The 13,639-nt window shown below is 60.0% G+C and carries 15 protein-coding genes; 14 read left to right on the top strand and 1 reads right to left on the bottom strand.

The window, feature by feature from the left end; all coding sequences use genetic code 11:
* Positions 1–105: 105 nt before the first annotated feature.
* From ACMYSK_RS23450 to ACMYSK_RS23515, 14 genes are all read left to right on the top strand, one after another.
* A complete protein-coding gene (locus ACMYSK_RS23450; RefSeq protein WP_159773963.1) occupies positions 106–429 on the top strand; it encodes a Rieske (2Fe-2S) protein in 324 nt (107 codons plus the stop codon).
* Positions 426–734 carry a recombinase-like helix-turn-helix domain-containing protein gene (locus ACMYSK_RS23455; RefSeq protein WP_434638808.1) on the top strand — a complete coding sequence of 103 codons (309 nt, stop codon included), beginning with the start codon at positions 426–428 and terminating at the stop codon, positions 732–734. The genes ACMYSK_RS23450 and ACMYSK_RS23455 overlap by 4 nt, the downstream gene beginning before the upstream one ends.
* Before the next feature lie 10 nt (positions 735–744).
* Positions 745–1,767 carry a Rieske 2Fe-2S domain-containing protein gene (locus tag ACMYSK_RS23460; protein ID WP_434638809.1) on the top strand — a complete coding sequence of 341 codons (1,023 nt, stop codon included), beginning with the start codon at positions 745–747 and terminating at the stop codon, positions 1,765–1,767.
* Positions 1,767–2,516: an SDR family oxidoreductase gene (locus ACMYSK_RS23465; RefSeq protein WP_434638810.1), complete on the top strand. Its 750-nt coding sequence runs from the start codon at positions 1,767–1,769 to the stop codon at positions 2,514–2,516. The genes ACMYSK_RS23460 and ACMYSK_RS23465 overlap by 1 nt, the downstream gene beginning before the upstream one ends.
* A 14-nt stretch (positions 2,517–2,530) precedes the next feature.
* Positions 2,531–3,319: an IclR family transcriptional regulator gene (locus tag ACMYSK_RS23470; protein WP_434638811.1), complete on the top strand. Its 789-nt coding sequence runs from the start codon at positions 2,531–2,533 to the stop codon at positions 3,317–3,319.
* A gap of 88 nt (positions 3,320–3,407) precedes the next feature.
* Positions 3,408–4,334 carry a VOC family protein gene (locus tag ACMYSK_RS23475; protein ID WP_434638812.1) on the top strand — a complete coding sequence of 309 codons (927 nt, stop codon included), beginning with the start codon at positions 3,408–3,410 and terminating at the stop codon, positions 4,332–4,334.
* A complete protein-coding gene (locus ACMYSK_RS23480; protein ID WP_434638814.1) occupies positions 4,331–5,527 on the top strand; it encodes an NAD(P)/FAD-dependent oxidoreductase in 1,197 nt (398 codons plus the stop codon). Before ACMYSK_RS23475 ends, ACMYSK_RS23480 begins: the two co-directional genes overlap by 4 nt.
* Before the next feature lie 27 nt (positions 5,528–5,554).
* Entirely contained in the window at positions 5,555–6,811 is a 1,257-nt protein-coding gene (locus tag ACMYSK_RS23485; RefSeq protein WP_434638816.1) for an MFS transporter, read from the top strand.
* Between the two features lie 10 nt (positions 6,812–6,821).
* Positions 6,822–7,352: a cupin domain-containing protein gene (locus tag ACMYSK_RS23490; RefSeq protein WP_434638817.1), complete on the top strand. Its 531-nt coding sequence runs from the start codon at positions 6,822–6,824 to the stop codon at positions 7,350–7,352.
* A gap of 9 nt (positions 7,353–7,361) precedes the next feature.
* Complete coding sequence (locus ACMYSK_RS23495) at positions 7,362–8,132, top strand: alpha/beta fold hydrolase (protein WP_434638818.1); 771 nt, start codon at positions 7,362–7,364, stop codon at positions 8,130–8,132.
* The gene (locus ACMYSK_RS23500; RefSeq protein ID WP_434638819.1) at positions 8,116–8,910 is read left to right on the top strand and encodes an SDR family oxidoreductase; all 795 of its coding nucleotides are present in this window, start codon (positions 8,116–8,118) and stop codon (positions 8,908–8,910) included. Before ACMYSK_RS23495 ends, ACMYSK_RS23500 begins: the two co-directional genes overlap by 17 nt.
* Before the next feature lie 13 nt (positions 8,911–8,923).
* Positions 8,924–9,694: an aspartate dehydrogenase gene (locus ACMYSK_RS23505; RefSeq protein ID WP_434638820.1), complete on the top strand. Its 771-nt coding sequence runs from the start codon at positions 8,924–8,926 to the stop codon at positions 9,692–9,694.
* A 9-nt stretch (positions 9,695–9,703) separates the two neighbouring features.
* A complete protein-coding gene (locus ACMYSK_RS23510) occupies positions 9,704–11,173 on the top strand; it encodes an aldehyde dehydrogenase (RefSeq protein ID WP_434638822.1) in 1,470 nt (489 codons plus the stop codon).
* Between the two features lie 14 nt (positions 11,174–11,187).
* The gene (locus ACMYSK_RS23515) at positions 11,188–12,828 is read left to right on the top strand and encodes a thiamine pyrophosphate-binding protein (protein ID WP_434638823.1); all 1,641 of its coding nucleotides are present in this window, start codon (positions 11,188–11,190) and stop codon (positions 12,826–12,828) included.
* Positions 12,829–12,880: 52 nt separating this feature from the next.
* Here ACMYSK_RS23515 and ACMYSK_RS23520 read toward each other — a convergent pair whose 3' ends face one another.
* Positions 12,881–13,639 (bottom strand): M48 family metallopeptidase, encoded by a 759-nt coding sequence (locus ACMYSK_RS23520; protein WP_434638824.1) that lies wholly within the window; start codon positions 13,637–13,639, stop codon positions 12,881–12,883.

Raw genomic sequence — 13,639 nt, forward strand, 5'->3', positions numbered from 1 at the left:
AAATCCTTCACATTGCCGCTTGACGAAAGATTGAACGCTTTTATATTGACCGTATTAAATAAGAAACAGAGTTTCATATATGAAACAAAAGCCTGGAGGATCGTGATGAGCTGGATAGGCGTATGTGACGCAGAGCAGGTACAGGAAGATTTCCCTTATAGCGGCAACATCGACGGTAAAGAAATCGGTATTTATCTGATTGAAGGTGAGTACTACGCGCTGGAAGACGTGTGTCCCCATGCCTACGCGCTGTTGAGCCAGGGTTTTGTGGAAGACGGCAAAGTCGAATGCCCGCTGCATGAAGCGGTATTTGATGTCAAAACCGGGCAATGCCTGCATGGTCCCGGCGGTCGTAACCTCAATCGTTACCCGGTGCGGGTATTCGACAATCAGATCCAGATTACTTTTATCGAGGAGAGTGTGGCATGAGTGAATCCCTGGACTTTAACCCGGCGCTACCGGAAAGCCGGCAGTTTACGCCGCCCGCGGAAGGCGGGAACGGCAATATTCATAAGCCTGGCGACTACCCCAACCTTATCTGGCAAACCCGCAGTCGCGTCCCGGAGACCTGGGAGCTGGAATTAATCGCGACCCTCGAAACGCTGTTTGAGCAGGGCGCGGAAAGCCTGACGCAGCTGGTGGACGGGTTGAACGCGCTGAAAATGCACGATCGACAAGGCGATGCCTGGAGCGAACAGAGCTTTCAGGTGTTTTTGCAGGTAAACGGATACTGAGGGCTCGGTGATGACGACAACGGTACAAAACTATCTTGATAAAGGTTTACGTGGCCTGTGGTATCCGGTTCTGGCGAGCTGGGAAGTGCAGTCTGCCCCGGTGGGCATTACCCGCCTCGGTGAACAAATTGTCGTGTGGCGTAACAAGGATGGAGAGCTGCAGGCGCTGGAAGACCGCTGCCCGCACCGGGGTGCCCGCCTGTCGATGGGCTGGAATCTCGGCGATCGTATTGCCTGCTGGTATCACGGCGTAGAAGTGGCCGGCAACGGTGAAGTGAAAGATGTCCCGGCGGTCGACAAGTGTCCGCTGGTGGGCCAGCAGTGCGTGCGGAGCTACCACGTCCAGGAAGCACATGGGGCGATATTCCTCTGGTTTGCGGCCACTGCCGACCAGCAGCCCGAGCCGCTCGCTTTCCCGCAGGAGCTGGCCGATAGCGATAAGTACAGCAACTTCCTCTGCACCGCTGCCTGGAAATGCAACTATCAGTACGCGCTGGAAAACGTGATGGACCCCATGCATGGCACCTATCTGCACTCCTCATCCCACTCGATGGCGGAAGGCGAACGAAAAGCCGAGATGGTGCTCCAGCCAACGAAAAGCGGCTTTATCTTTGAGAAAAAAGGCCAGAGCGGCGTGAACTTCGACTGGGTCGAGCTGGGTAACAGCGGCGCCTACTGGATGCGCCTGTCTATCCCGTACAAAAAGCGCTTTGGGCCGGGCGGACACTTCTGGATCGTCGGCATGGTGGTGCCGGAAGATAACGACAACTGCCGGGTCTTTTTCTGGCGTATTCGCGGCGTGCAGGGCTGGCAGCGCGATCTCTGGCGCTTTATGTACCGCAACCGTCTGGAAAAACTGCACTGGGAAGTCCTGGAGCAGGACCGGGTGGTGCTCGAAAGCCTGGCACCAAATGCCCGCGATCACGAATACCTGTATCAACATGATGTGGGTCTTTCCCGTCTGCGCCGGATGATGCAAAAAGCGGCTAAAGAGCAGCTGGCCGCGCGTGAAGAGCAGCAGGGAGCGGCCTGATGAACGGGTTGTTAACCGGCAAACGTATCGTGATTACCGGCGCGGCGCGCGGCCTGGGCTTTCATTTTGCCAAAGCCTGCGCGGAGCAGGGCGCTGAAGTCGTGATGTGCGACATTTTGCAGGGTGAGTTGGTAGAAAGCGCTCACCGCCTGCGCGAGCAGGGTTACCGCATCGAATCACAGGCAATCGATCTGGCCGATGCGTCATCTATTGAGCGTGCGTTTCACGCGATCGGTGAGCGAGGGAAGATCGACGGGCTGGTGAATAACGCGGCGATGGCCACCGGCGTCGGCGGGAAAGATATGATCGACTACGATCCGGATCTGTGGGATCGGGTGATGTCGGTGAATGTTAAAGGAACCTGGCTGGTGACCCGGGCGGCGGTATCGCTGCTGCGTGAAGGCGCGGGGATCGTGAACGTCGCCTCCGACACCGCGCTGTGGGGTGCTCCTCGTCTGATGGCCTACGTGGCCAGCAAAGGGGCGGTGATCGCCATGACGCGCTCGATGGCCCGTGAGCTGGGCGAAAAACGCATTCGTATCAACGCGATCGCCCCAGGGCTGACCCGGGTTGAAGCAACGGAATACGTGCCGGCCGAACGCCATCAGCTGTATGAAAATGGGCGCGCGCTGAGCGGAGCCCAGCAGCCTGAAGACGTGACCGGCAGCGTGGTGTGGCTGTTAAGCGACCTGTCGCGGTTTATCACCGGGCAGCTGATCCCGGTCAACGGTGGATTTGTTTTTAACTAAAGAGGCGAGGCGGTATGGCAAACGTTCAGGAAGTGAAATACCTGGTGCCGGGGCTGGAGCGGGGATTACAGCTATTGCTGGCATTTGGCGAGCAACATCGCGATCTGACCTTTGCCGAGCTGCATCGGCTGGTAGATATGCCGAAAGCGACCGCCTATCGCGTGGTGCAGACGCTGGAGTATATGGGGTTTCTGGAACGCAATTCGCGTACCAACACCTTCTCGCTGGGGATGAATGTCCTGCGTCTTGGCTTTGAATATATCGCGTCACTGGACGTGGCCCAGGTCGGCCAGCCGGTGATTGAGCAGCTGCGCGATACCAGCCAGTGCAGTAGCCATCTGGCGATCCGCGACGGGCGAGACATCATTTATATTGCCCGCGTGAGCGCCGCCGGATCGCGTATCAACCAGGTCAGTATCGGTACCCGTCTTCCGGTTCACTGTACCTCGCTTGGCCGTATGCTGCTGACCGATATCTCACGTGCGGACTTTGAGCAGCTGTTTCCTGACGAGCGGCTGCCGGGCAACACGCCGGGGCAAATTCATGATCGCGAGGCGCTGTGGCAGATGGTGCAGCAGGATAAAGCACGAGGCTACGTCATTGGCGAATCTTTCTACCGCCACGGCATCTCTTCTATCGTCTACCCGGTTTACGATCGCAGCGGTCGGGTGGCAGCGGTGGTCAGTATTCTGGTGCCGTCGGATGAAATCCCACAAAGCGATCGCGAACGGCTACAAAACGACGTCAGCCTGGCGGCGGACAAAATCTCTGGCTTTTTAGGGTACCTGTCACAGGCCAGTTAAATCAATGAGTTAACAGCAGGCGCTTGAGTGCGTCGGGCATGTTTTACGCCCAAATCAGGGCGACAGAACGGTAAAGAGGCTACGAACGATGAGTGTAACCGGAATTGAAAAGCTGGAGTTTGGCGTCGATGACCTGGCCCATTGCGGCAAGTTTATGCACGATTTTGGCCTGGCGGGTGACGCCAGCGGCCAGCGTTTTACGACCTTAAGCGGTGCGCGGGTGGAGTTGAACCCGATCCATAGCCCGGATCTGCCACCGGCTTTTGAAGCGGGTAACACCCTGCGCCGCCTGACCTGGGGCGTGGCGGACCAGGCGGCGCTGGATGCCCTGCGGCCAAAGCTGGCCCGACAGCCCGCTTTTCGTGAGGTTGACGGTGCCCTGGAGTGCCAGGATCCCAACGGTATGACGCTGCGTGTGCAGGTGACTCAACAAACCGCGGTGGAGCTTAACGTCGAGCCGATTAATCAGTGGGGCGACGCACGACGTATTGATACGCCAAGCCCGGTGTATGACCGGGCGCAGCCGATCAACGTCGGTCACGTGGTGTTCTTCGTCGAAGAGCTGGCGGCGGTTGAGAGCTTCTATCGTGACGTGCTCGGTTTCCAGGTCTCCGACCGCTATATCAACCGTGCGGTATTCCTGCGCTGCGACGTTCGCGGCGGCCACCACAATCTGTTTTTATTACAGCTCCCCAACCGTAAGCGCGGTCTGAACCACGTCGCCTTTACCGTGCGCGATATTCACGAAGTGATTGGTGGCGGTATCGCGATGAACAAAAACGCGTGGAGTACCTTTATTGGTCCCGGTCGCCATCCGGTCTCTTCCGCCTACTTCTGGTACGTCAACAGCCCGACCGGCGGCGCGTTTGAGTACTACACCAACGATGATTTCCTGACGGAAAACTGGCAGCCACGTGAGCTGGAACATTCGCTGGTCTCCTTTACCGAATGGGCGGTTGAAGGGGGAATCGACCACGATACCCGCCGCCAGCAGAAAAAGCCGGAGGCGGTATGACGGCGCGGATAGTCATTATCGGCGGCGGCCAGGCGGGCGGCTGGGCGGCGAAAACTCTGCGTGACGAAGGCTACGACGGCGAAATTTGCGTGGTGGCTGAAGAAGAGTGGGATTTCTACGAACGCCCCCCGCTCTCAAAAGCGTCGCTGCTGGAGACCGACGCGGTGCTGCCGCGCCTGTTCAGCGAAGAGGTCCAGCAGGCGTTGAACCTTAGCTGGTTCCGCCCGCTGCGCGCGGAGGCCATCGATCGCCAGAATAAAAGCGTGCGGCTGAGTAACGGCGAGCGGCTTGGCTACGACAAGTTGCTGATCGCCACCGGCGGTCGCGCCCGTCTGCCAGACGAAGCATGGGCGAAACAGCCGCAGGTTTACACGCTTCGTCACTGGCAGGATGCCCAGCGCCTGAAGCAACGGCTGGCGAACACCGCGCGGCTGGCGATTGTCGGCGGCGGCTGGATTGGTCTTGAGATCGCCGCATCGGCGCGAAAAAGTGGCGTCGCGGTTACTTTGTTTGAACAACAACCGCTGTTGTGCATGCGCTCGGTTAGCGCCGAGGTGTCGCAGGAGCTGGAGCAGATCCATCGCGATCGGGGCGTTGATATTCGTCGCGGCTGCGGCGCGCTGGAGCTGGAAGATGATGCCGGTCTGCCGGTTATCCATTGTGATGGCCTGCGCGAAACCTTCGATGCGGTGGTGGTGGGGATCGGTGTCGATCTTAATCTTGAGCTGGCGCGTGACGCGGGACTGGCCATCGATCGCGGAATCGTCGTCAACGCGCAGGGGCAAACGTCCGATCCGGCGGTGTTTGCTGCTGGCGACGTCGCGCAGCATCACCAGTATGGCCTGTGCATTCAGTCCTGGGCCTTCGCCCAGAATCAGGCGGTGGCGACCGCCAGAGCAATGCTGAACCCGCAGGCGGCGGGCTACGACGACGCGCCGTGGCTGTGGTCGGATCAATATACGCACAATATTCAGATCCTCGGCATTCCGCTGCCGGGTAGCCGGATGGTGATTCGCCGGGATCCGCAAGGGCCGCTGTTTTTCTCAATAGACCCCGACGGTCGTCTGGTTCAGCTGGTGGCGTTTAACGACGCCCGTACCGTCAAGCTGGCGAAACGTTGGATGGCCGCGGGGAGAGATCTTTCCGCCGTACCGCTCGATGACCTGGCCTTTTCGCTGATGTCATTGCGATAAGACACGCGCACCCTTAAAGGGGGAGAGATGACCACATTAGAGACAAACACCGCGCCGCTTGAGGCAGGCGGTGAGGGCGTCCGTACGCCTGAAAAAGCGGTTCGCTGGGCGATTCCACTGTCGCTGCTGGCCTGCGTGCTGCTGGCATTTTTCGACAAAATCAGCATTGCCGCGCTGTTTTCCGATAGCCATTTCCAGCAGGCGATGGGGATAGATTTTGACACCACGCGGCTGGGCATTCTGATGAGCGCCTTCCTGCTGAGCTACGGGTTTTCCTCGGTGCTGCTCAGCGGGCTGGGCGACCGCATTGCGCCGCTGCGCCTGCTCACCGGGATGATGGTGGTGTGGTGCATTTTAATGGTGATGATGGGCTTCACTCATAACTACACCGCGATGGTCACCTTGCGCATTCTGCTCGGTATCGCTGAAGGGCCGCTGTTCCCGCTGGCGTTCGCCATCGTCCGCCACACCTTTCCGCCGCGGCTTCAGGCACGGGCCACCATGCTGTGGCTACTCGGGACGCCGGTCGGTGCAGCGATTGGCTTTCCGCTGTCGATTTGGCTGCTCAATACTTTTGGCTGGCAGAGCACCTTCTTTGTGATGGCGATGCTGACGCTTCCGGTGCTGATTTTCGTGCGTATTGGCCTGCGCGGGGTCCAGCTGGAGAGCAAAGCGTCTGGCGAAAAGGTCTCCCAGGAGGCGCGCCGCGCCGCGCGTCGTGAGCTGTTTATCAGCCCGCATTTCTGGATGATTTGCGTGTTTAACATCGCCTTTTTGGCCTATCTGTGGGGCATCAACGGCTGGCTGCCTGGCTATCTGATTAAAGGGAAGGGGATCCATCTTGAACATGCCGGATGGCTGTCGTCGATGCCGTTTATCGCCATGCTGCTGGGTGAAGTGATTGGCGCCTGGCTCTCCGATCGTCTCGATAAACGCGCGGCTGCCTGCTTTATCTCGCTGGCCGGAGCGGCGGTTGGTCTGGCGGTGGTGATGCACCTCACCACGCCGTTGGCGGTGATTGCGGCGATGAGTTTCAGCACTTTTATGTGGGGGACCGGCGCACCCAATATTTTCGCCCTGCTGGCTAAGGCGACCCATCCTCGGGTCAGCGCCACGGCGGGCGGCATTTTCAACGGGCTGGGGAACTTTGCGGGCGCTCTGTCGCCGGCGGTGATGGGGGCGCTTATCGCCTTCACCCACAGCATGGATTCCGGGCTGATTTTTCTGGTGGTGATGGCGGCGGTGGGCTGCGTCCTGTTACTGCCGCTGCTGAGACGTTACTGAGGATAAAACGATGACTGATTCAACCGTGAGCGCAAAACAGGGTATCAAACCTGAACATCTGACGATGGAAGAGTGGGTAGAGTCGCGTATCGCGCGCTTTGAGGGGCGGAAATATGACTGGAATGCGCTGAAATTCCAGGCCGATTTCGATCCGAAATATCGCCGTGCCCAGATGCGCTATATCGGCACCGGCGCCACCGGCGTAGCGAGTGATACCAACACCGTGGCGGCGGAGAACTTCACCTTCTCCACCATGGTCCTGCCGGCGAAATGTGAAGGGCCGCTGCACCTGCACGACGACGTTGAAGAGGTGTTCTTCATGCTTAAGGGGCAGATAACCCTGATGATTCAGGACGGCGACAGCTATACCGAAACCGTGCTGCGCGAGCGGGATCTGATCTCCGTCCCGGCGGGGATCTATCGCGGGTTGTTTAACCACGGCGAGGAAGAGGCGCTGATGTGCGTGATGCTGGGGACTAAGAAGCCGAATATTCCAACTTATCCGGAAGATCATCCCCTGTCGAAAGTAAAACGCAATTAAGGAGGCGCTATGACGGGTTTTCGTGAACAAGGGCAGGGCGTGCCGCTGGTGCTTCTACACGGTATCAGCTCTGGCGCGGCCTCCTGGCATAAGCAAATGGCGCTGTCCGGCTATCGCGTGCTGGCCTGGGATATGCCCGGTTATGGCGAAAGCCCGATGCTGCCGGTTGAACAGGCTGATGCGGGCGATTATGCCGACGCGCTGGCACGCATGCTGGACCACGCTGGTGTCGATCAAGCGGTACTGGTGGGACACTCCCTCGGCGCGCTGGTGGCCAGCGCCTTTGCGGCAAAATATCCCCGGCGCATGCGCTACCTGGTGTTAGCCGATGCCGCGCAGGGGTATGGCCAGGCGGAGCCGGAACAGCGGGAAAAAGTCTGGCAGGGCCGCCAGCAGCAGATAGCGTTGGGTGTCGAAATGCTGGCGCAAACCCGAGCGGCGAAGCTCTTGCATCCGTGCGCTCAGGAGGCGGATATCGCCACCGTTGCTACCGGAATGCGCAAGCTGCGCCCAGAGGGCTACCTTGCCGCGGCGTGGATGCTGGCGCACGACGATATTCACCGCTGGCTGGGGGATTATCACGGCCGGTTTGAGGTGTGGTGCGGTGAACAGGACGCCATCACACAGCCGGAACTGGTCCACGGCCTGGCGCTACGCTACGGCATGCGCTACACCGCGATCCCGCATGCGGGCCACGCCAGCTATCTCGATAATGAAACCTTTTTTAATCAACAGCTTTTACGGGTAGGGGAAGAGGTGCGCGATGAATGCACAAATTGAAGGTCGTGTAGCGGTAGTCACCGGAGGATCGTCAGGGATCGGCTTTGAAACGCTGCGTCTGCTGCTGGGAGAAGGGGCGAAAGTCGCCTTCTGCGGCCGTAATCCCGACCGACTCGCCAGCGCCCATGCGGCGCTGCAAAACGACTATCCCGGCGCGGAGGTTTTGTCTTACCGCTGCGACGTCCTGCAAGAAGAAGAGGTACGGGCTTTTGCCGACGCGGTAGCCGAACGTTTTGGCGGTACGGATATGTTGATCAACAACGCCGGGCAGGGCTACGTGGCGCATTTTGCCGATACCCCGCGCGAGGCGTGGCTGCACGAGGCGGAACTGAAACTGTTTGGCGTGATCAACCCGGTAAAGGCCTTCCAGCCGCAGCTGGAGCAGTCGGATATCGCCTCGATTACCTGCGTGAATTCACTGCTGGCACTCCAGCCGGAAGAGCACATGATCGCCACCTCTGCCGCCCGCGCGGCGCTGCTCAACATGACGCTGACGCTGTCAAAAGATCTGGTGGGAAAAGGTATTCGCGTGAATTCGATTCTGTTGGGAATGGTGGAATCCGGACAATGGCAGCGGCGCTTTGAAAACCGCGCCGATAAACATCAGAGCTGGGCGGAATGGACGGCGGATATCGCCCGTAAGCGGGGGATTCCGATGGCGCGTCTCGGTAAGCCGCAGGAGCCTGCGCAGGCGCTGCTGTTCCTGGCCTCGCCGCTGGCCTCGTTTACCACCGGCGCGGCGCTGGATGTCTCCGGCGGTTTTTGCCGTCACCTGTAAATAAGGCGCCATCATGAAAAAAATTATGCTTATCGGCTATGGCGCCATGGCGCAGGCGGTCATTCAACGGCTGCCTCCGCAGGTCGCTTTAGGCTGGATTGTTGCCCGTGAAGCCCACCATGCGGCGATTCGCGCCCGCTTCGGCGACGCGGTGACGGTGCTTGACGACCCGCAAAACTGTACGGAAAACCCGGACCTGGTGCTGGAGTGCGCCAGCCAACAGGCGGTCGCGCAATATGGCGAAGCGATTCTCGCCCGTGGCTGGCATCTGGCGGTGATCTCCACCGGCGCATTAGCCGATAGCGCGCTTGAGCAGCGTTTATACCAGGCCGGCGGCAGGCTGACGCTGTTGTCCGGCGCGGTTGCTGGCATTGACGGGCTAGCGGCGGCGAAAGAGGGCGGCCTTGAGCGGGTGACCTATCAGTCGCGCAAAAGCCCGGCCAGCTGGCGCGGGAGCTACGCGGAAATGCTGATCGACCTTAATACCGTTAGCGAAGCGAAAATCTTTTTTGAAGGCAGCGCCCGTGAAGCGGCACGCCTGTTTCCGGCGAATGCCAACGTGGCGGCAACCGTGGCGCTGGGGGGGATCGGTATGGACGATACCCGCGTGCAGCTGATGGTTGACCCGGCCACCCGGCGTAATACCCATACGCTACATGTTGAAGGCTTGTTCGGTGAATTTCGCCTGGAGCTGAGCGGCCTGCCGCTGGCTGACAACCCAAAAACTTCCACCCTGGCGGCACTGAGCGCGGTACGCGCCTGCCGTGAACTGGCGCAACGCTGAGAGGCTGCGATGGACGAATTAACGATTTTTATCGGCGGACACTGGCGCCACGGCGGCGGCAACCTGATGCACAGCTATTTTCCTGCCGACGGTTCGGTGAACGCAACGCTGCGTGCGGCCAGTCTCGACGATCTACAGGATGCGATTACCTGCGCCGAGCGCGCCTGGCGGGAACCAGCGTGGCGCAACATGCTGCCGCACCTGCGGGCGAAGATCCTGCATAAGGTGGCGGATATTATCGAGTCGCGCCTGGATGAGCTGGCGCGCATGCAAAGCCGGGACAACGGCAAACCGCTGGCGGAAGCGCGGGGGCTGGTGATGAGCGCGGCGGGAAGCGCCCGCTATTTCGCTGCCGCCTGCGAACTGCTGGAGGGAGAACTGCCGACTCCGCGCCAGGCCGATCTGTTGACCCTGAGCCGCTACGAGCCGCTGGGCGTCGTGGCGGCCATTACCCCGTGGAACTCGCCGATCGCCAGCGAAATGCAAAAAGTGGCACCGGCGATCGCCGCCGGGAATGCGGTGATCCTCAAACCGGCGGAAGCGACGCCGCTGATGGCGCTGGAGCTGGCGCGGATCTTCGAACAGGCCGGTTTACCCGCGGGACTGCTGAGCGTACTGCCGGGGAAAGGATCGGTCATTGGCGATGCGCTGGCCCGCCATCCGCGGGTGCGCAAAATCTCGTTTACCGGTGGCACCAGCACCGGGCGCCATCTGGCGCACGTGGCGGCGGAAAAGCTAATCCCGGCGTCGCTGGAGCTGGGCGGAAAATCGCCCACCATCGTGCTGGAAGATGCCGATATCGAACAGGCGGCGCGGGGGATTTGCTACGGCATTTTCAGCTCCGGTGGCCAGGCGTGCATCGCCGGTTCGCGGCTGTTTGTGCATGAAAAAGTTTACCCGCAGCTGATGGCGCGACTGCTGGAGCTGACGCGCGGGCTACGCATTGGCCATCCGTTCAGCGACGAGACTCACATCGGGCCACTCATTAATGAACGGCATCGTGACAGCGTGCTCGCCTACGTCGAGCTGGCGAAACGCGAAGGCGGGCAAGTGCTGTGCGGTGGCGAGATCCCTGCCGATCCGGCGCTGGCGGCCGGCAGCTACTTCCAACCAACGATCGTTGAAGGGCTGACTAATCAGGCGCGCGCCTGCCAGGAAGAGATCTTTGGACCTGTGCTGGTGGCAATGCCCTTTAGCGATGAAGACCAGCTGATCCGCGAAGCCAATGACTCGGTCTATGGTCTGGCGGCGGGGATCTGGACGCGGGATAGCGGACGCGCGCTGCGCTTAAGTGAACTTCTGGAAGCCGGGACGGTGTGGATCAACACCTACAAGGTTTTCTCTATTTCGACCCCGTTCGGGGGCTTTAAAGAGAGCGGCCTGGGCCGCGAAAAAGGTATTCAGGGTCTGAAAGCCTGGATGCAACAAAAGAGCGTTTATCTGGCGACGGGTAATAGCGTGAATCACTGGTGCGATTGAGAGAAGGGTGAGCAATGAGCGAAATGATAACCGTCGGCGACGCCATCGCCAGAACGCTGGAGCAGTACAACGTTGAGGCTATTTACGGCGTCATCTCTATTCATAATCTGCCGGTTGCCGATGCGATTGGCCAGCGTGGAAATATCCGCTTTGTCCCGGCGCGCGGCGAAGCCGGTTCGGTCACTATGGCCGACGCCCACGGTCGGTTTTCCGGCCTTGGCGTGGCGCTGACCAGCACCGGAGCCGGGGCGGGTAACGCGGTCGGGGCGTTGGTTGAGGCGATGAATGCCGGCACGCCGCTGCTGCATCTGACCGGTCAGGTAGAAAAAACCTGGCTGGATGCAGATACCGGGTTTATTCACGAAACCCGCGATCAGCTGACCTTCCTGAAAGCCAGCTCTAAACGCGCGTATCGTATTAGTAACGCCAATCAGGCCATTGCTATTTTACACAAGGCGATTCAGGAAGCGCGGACGCCGCCGTGCGGGCCGGTATCGGTCGAGATCCCGATCGATATTCAGGGGGCAAGCATTCCTCTGGCGCTGGTCACCGCACCGCTGAACATCGCGCCGACCGCGTCTGTGGCTCAGGCAACGGTAGATACCCTGTGGGCGCAGCTCAGGCAGGCGAAACAGCCGCTGCTGTGGCTCGGCGGTGGGGCTATCGGTAGCGAGGCAGCGGTGAAGAAGCTGGCGGATGCGGGGATCACCGTGATCTCCAGCACCCACGGGCGCGGCGTGCTGCCGGACAGCCATCGTGCCAGCCTGCGTGCCTTCCATAACTCGCCTTCCGTTGAGGCGCTGATGGCGCAATGTGATTTCACCCTGGTGGCGGGCTCGCGTCTGCGCAGCAACGAAACGCGTTCCTGGACCCTGGAGCTCCCGTCCCCACGCGTACAGATTGATATCGACCCGGCGGCGGCCAGTCGTAACTATCTGATGGACAACACCGTGATCGCCGATTGTTCTGTCCTGCTAGGAGCGCTGGCGGACAAGGTACAAGGGCGCGAATGGGGTAATGCTCGTTGGGACGGGCAAATAAAAGAGGCGCTGGCGTTGGCAGAACACGGGCTCCGCGAACAGTGTGGCGCCTATGCGCAGCTGAATGATGCTATTGAACAGGCGCTGCCTGCCGATGGCATTCTGGTCCGCGATATTACCGTCTCCGGCAGCCTGTGGGGCAGCCGTCTGTTCCGCGCAAACGGGCCGCTAATGAACGTGCATTCGCTGGCAGGGGCCATTGGTATGGGCCTGCCGATGGCTATCGGGACGGCGATTGCCAACCCGCAGCGCAAGATAGTCGGCCTGGTCGGCGATGGCGGGCTGAGTCTGAACCTTGGGGAGCTGGCGACGCTGGCGCAGGAAAAGGCCAACGTGACGCTGCTCATCATGAACGATGGCGGGTACGGCGTTATGCGCGGTATTCAGGATAAATATTTCGGCGGTCGTCAGTATTACAACGAGCTGCACACGCCGGATTTCACGCTGCTGGCGCAGGCCATCGGTCTGCAGGCGTGGAGCGTTGAGCGGGCGGAGGATTTCCAGTCGGTGATGACTGAAGCGCTGGCGACGCCGGGGCCGTCAGTCGTGGAGGTCAGAATGGGGCAGATTGGCGCGCTGCGTTTTGCCGGGCCGCCGCAGAAGTCGCTGTACTAAGTCATCGACTAAGTTTTTCCCCCTCGCGGTGTTGTCGCGAGGGGGACAGGGCTTATTTAATACCGTCCGCCTTCATACGATCGCGGATATGCTGAGCTCGTTCTTCGGAGGCCGGGTGGTCGTCAAACATCGAGCTTTGGCGCCCGGCTTCCAGCTTAGCCAGCTTCTCGAAGCTGGTAGCCAGCCCCGCCGGGTTAATCCCGCGTTTACGCAGCAGGTCGTAGGAGTAGTCGTCCGCTTCGGACTCCTGGCGTTGGGAGAACTGGGAATTCACCAGTTTTTCGCCAAGATCGCCGAGCTGCGATTGCGACAGGCTGCCGACGATACCGCCCGCAGAGGCCGCCGCCGCACGCACGGCGTTGGTGCCCAACGCGACCTGCATACCTTTCTTCACGTGGCCAAGTGCAACGTGACCCATTTCATGGCCGATTACCGCTTCAACTTCGTTATCGTTCATGATGTCCATCAGGCCGCTATAGACGCGGATACAGCCGTTAGCCATCGCGAACGCGTTAACGTCCTTGGTTTCATACACTTTGTAATTCACCGGCTGGCCGTTGATATTGTCGCCCAGCGCGGCGGCGATTTTGCTCAGACGCTTGCTGTATTCGCTGCTGGCAGGCGAAAGCGTGGCTTTGCTATCCATCTCTTTGCAGGCCTGGTCACTTAAGGCTTTGACCTGTGCGTCGCTCAGTGAATAGGCCTGGAAAGCTTCGGCACCCGAACTGAGAAGGGCGTTGGAGTCCATGTTTTGACATCCGGTCAGGGTTGCTGCAATCCCAAGGGCAAGAATAGTTGAGCGAATTTTCAT

Origin of the sequence: Klebsiella sp. I138 (assembly GCF_051131765.1) — a bacterium.
GTDB lineage: Bacteria > Pseudomonadota > Gammaproteobacteria > Enterobacterales > Enterobacteriaceae > Klebsiella.